The sequence below is a fragment of the Microbacterium testaceum genome (assembly GCF_001476655.1).
In the GTDB taxonomy this organism is placed as follows: Bacteria; Actinomycetota; Actinomycetes; order Actinomycetales; family Microbacteriaceae; genus Microbacterium; species Microbacterium testaceum_C.
On the sequence record NZ_LDRT01000173.1, the window covers coordinates 1 to 2,541 of the forward strand.

The 2,541-nt window shown below is 72.6% G+C and carries 2 protein-coding genes; one reads left to right on the forward strand and one right to left on the reverse strand.

Going from position 1 to position 2,541, the window contains the following annotated elements:
• On the forward strand, positions 1-860 hold an 860-nt coding region (locus NS220_RS20290; protein ID WP_058625307.1), incomplete at its 5' end, for a hypothetical protein.
• A gap of 27 nt (positions 861-887) precedes the next feature.
• Here the strand turns inward: NS220_RS20290 and NS220_RS17710 are convergent.
• On the reverse strand, positions 888-2,348 hold the full coding sequence (locus NS220_RS17710; protein WP_058625308.1) for an MFS transporter: 1,461 nt from the start codon (positions 2,346-2,348) through the stop codon (positions 888-890).
• Between the last annotated feature and the right edge of the window lie 193 nt (positions 2,349-2,541).

The window sequence follows — 2,541 nt, forward strand, 5'->3', positions numbered from 1 at the left end:
GCACGACGGCGGCGGCCGCGGCCGCCGCCGTCGTGCTGATCCTGGCCATCGTGGCGGGAGGACTGTGGATGCCGGGCACCTCGGCATCCGCTCTCACTCCCGAGCCCCTCGTCTACGGCGCCCTGCCTGAGGGGACCGGGGCCGCCGACGTGATCGCCGAGGCGCAGACGCGATTGGCGGCGGGCGAGGGCGGAATGAGCGCGCAGCGCCGGTCCCTGTCGCTCGGGTGGTACTTCAGTGCCTCCCCCGACGGAGCCGAGGCGACGGTGTTCCGGCGCGAGTGGGTGGACCTCCGATGGAACGAGGACTTCTCCGGGTCCGTGGTCACCACGGCGGCCGAGGCCACCGATGCCGACGGTGACACCGTGCCCGACGTCGATCCGGTCCCGGGCACCGTCGTGGGCGAGCTGACCTACGTGCGCAATCAGTTCCGCCCCCTCTCCCCGGCGCCGCCGACGGCGTCCGCCGAGGCCATGCGTGCGCTCGTGGCCTCGTCGACGGGCGCCGTCGACATCCTGACCGCCGGCGATGCGATGGGAGGGGCCCGCAGCCTCCTGGGCGAGTGGACGCTGGACGATGCGCAGCAGGCCGCGCTCCTGGACGTCATCGCCGCCTCGCCGGACCTTCGGGTACTCGGAACCACACGGGACCGTCTCGGCCGCGAGGTCGTGGGCCTGGCCGGGGTCCCCTCCACGACCGCGAACACCGACGTGACACTCCTGCTGTCGGTGGACACCGGCCGGATCGTGGGGTTCGAGTCGGCGTTGATCGACGCGAACACCGATCTCGACCTTCCCGCCGGGTCACTTATCGAGTACACCCTCTGGGACGTGCAGGACCGGCAGGACGCGCCCCGGTGAGCCGCCCCGCGGACCCGGACGAGCGCCCTACCTCCTGCGCGACCGCCGCACTTCGACGCCGCTGAGCACCGCGGCGGCTGCCGAGAACACGACCGACACCGCGAGTGCCACGGTGAGCGCGCCGGCGAACGCGCTCGGGTCGGGGGCGGGGGAACCCGGTCCCGCCGCGCGAGCGGTTCCCGCCAGCACGAGCACGAAACTCGTGCCGAGCACCGTCTGCCCGATCGAGGCGCCGACCCTCTGCGCGGTCTGCACGACCCCGCCGGCCACACCGCCGCGAGCGGGGTCGACCTCGGCGAGGGTCAGCGTCTGGTTCGGGGTCACGATCGACCCGCCGGCGACGCCCAGGACGAAGAGCGGCAGGCACAGGCGCAGGATAACGCCCGTCGGGTCGGTGTCTGCGGGCGCGGTCTGGACGACGACCGCGAGCGCGATCGTGATGAGCGTGAAGACGGACACCGCTCCGAGCAGTAGTGGCCTCCCGACCCGCGAGACGAAGCGTCCGGCGACGGGAGCGCCGAAGACCGTGCCCACGGCGTAGGCCGTGACACCCAGCGCCGACTGCAACGCCGTGAAGCCCAGACCGTCCTGGTAGTACAACGCGAGCACGAGCGGAATGCCGGTGTTGCTGCAGAAGAACACCATCGCGAACACCACCCCGATGACGAAGGACCGCGTGCGGAACAGGCGCAGATCCACGAGCGGCGCGGCATCCGCTCGCGTCAGACGGGCCTCGTGCCGCACGAAGGCGGCGAGGAGCGCCGCCGCCGGGATGACCAGGAGAAGAGTCATTGGTCCGCCGGCCTGGCCGGTCTCGACGATGGGGAAGAGCAGGCACAGCAGTCCGGCGCCGAGCAGGACGACGCCGACGAGGTCGAGCCGTCGCCCCGCGCCCTGCGTGGCGGGGGTGTCGGCGGCGACCCAGCGCCGCGCGAGCAGGACGGCCGCGATACCGATCGGCACGTTGATGAAGAACACCAGACGCCAGCCGTCGTCCTCGCCGCCCACCGCGATCAACAGGCCCGCCACGACAGGGCCCAGGGCGGTGCCCGCGCCCACCGTGAAGCCGAGCCGCCCGAAGGCTCTGCCCCGCTCGAGCGGCGGGAACGCGTTCTGGATGAACCCCGACACCTGCGGGCCGATCATGCCGCCGAAGATCCCCTGGACGACGCGCGCCACGATCAGCACCTCGGGCGTCGGAGCGAGCCCCACCAGGGCACTGGCCGCGACGAAACCGAGCATCGACACGATGAACATGCGCCGGCGACCGCGGCCGTCGCCGAGCCGACCGCCGATCACCGGCACGAGCCCGAAAGCCAGGACGTAGCCCGTGATCACCCACTGCAGCTCGCTCGCCCCGGCACCCGTCGACCGCCCGATCGAGGGGAGGGCGACGTTCGTGACGCTGAGGTCGAGGAGAGAGGCGAACTGTCCCATCAAGAGGACGGCGAGCGCACGCCATCGGCGCGGGTCCGCGGAGGCGGTCATCGCTCGAAGACGCGACGGATCGACGTCGTCGACGCGCTGGGCGCACACCGCGTCATCCGCACCTCCCCGGTTGGTGGATACATGCTACGTCCGCCTCGACGGTCCGGCCGAGGCGTCTCCGGCACCAGGGCGGGGATGCCGCGGACACGGCGGCGAGTAAGCTACCCCCGCGAGCGGCCGCCGCCCGCCCCAC

Coding starts and splice junctions, on each gene's coding strand:
- NS220_RS17710 (WP_058625308.1), bottom strand. CDS start 2,348: ATGACCGCCTCCGCGGACCCGCGCCGATGGCGTGCGCTCGCCGTCCTC.